Annotated in this window: 1 protein-coding gene; it reads right to left on the bottom strand. The window is 61.4% G+C overall.

Going from position 1 to position 461, the window contains the following annotated elements:
- Positions 1–242: 242 nt before the first annotated feature.
- On the bottom strand, positions 243–461 hold a 219-nt coding region (locus XcuCFBP2542_RS19075; RefSeq protein WP_338117683.1), incomplete at its 5' end, for an XVIPCD domain-containing protein.

The following is a 461-nucleotide window of genomic DNA, read 5'->3' as shown; positions in this document are numbered from 1 at the left end:
AGCACGAAGTTGCCCGAGGCCACGTCATCCATCGCCAGGTCCAGGTCGCGGATCTGGCTGGAGGACTTGTCCCCGGAGGAAATCATCATGCCTTTGGTGCGTTCCAGCACCTTCAGCGCGTCGTGACGTCTTATCAATCCGAGTGAACTAGGGCTTAATGCAAGGATCCATGCCCATTCCGCCGCCCCAAAAACAATGGCCCCGGCAATGCCGGGGCCATCGATTGCGCGCTGCCGTACTCCTTACAACGTCGGGCCGCGTGTGTCGGGAGGCTGCGGGGTCTGCTGGGCAGTTTGCTGCGTCTGACGCTGGCTTTCCTCTGCAACCTGACGGCTGCTGTGTTCCAGCGACTGCCCTTGCGCCTGGGAGCGATCCACGAACACCCGCTGCATTGTTGGGTCGGTCATCTCGCCCTGGACCGCAAAGAAGCCATCGCCGCTCCTGCTGGGTATAACATGGTC

Source organism: Xanthomonas cucurbitae, from assembly GCF_002939885.1.
Lineage (GTDB): Bacteria > Pseudomonadota > Gammaproteobacteria > Xanthomonadales > Xanthomonadaceae > Xanthomonas > Xanthomonas cucurbitae.
Note: the sequence above shows the minus strand (reverse complement) of the source record. Positions and strands in the feature narration are given on the sequence as shown.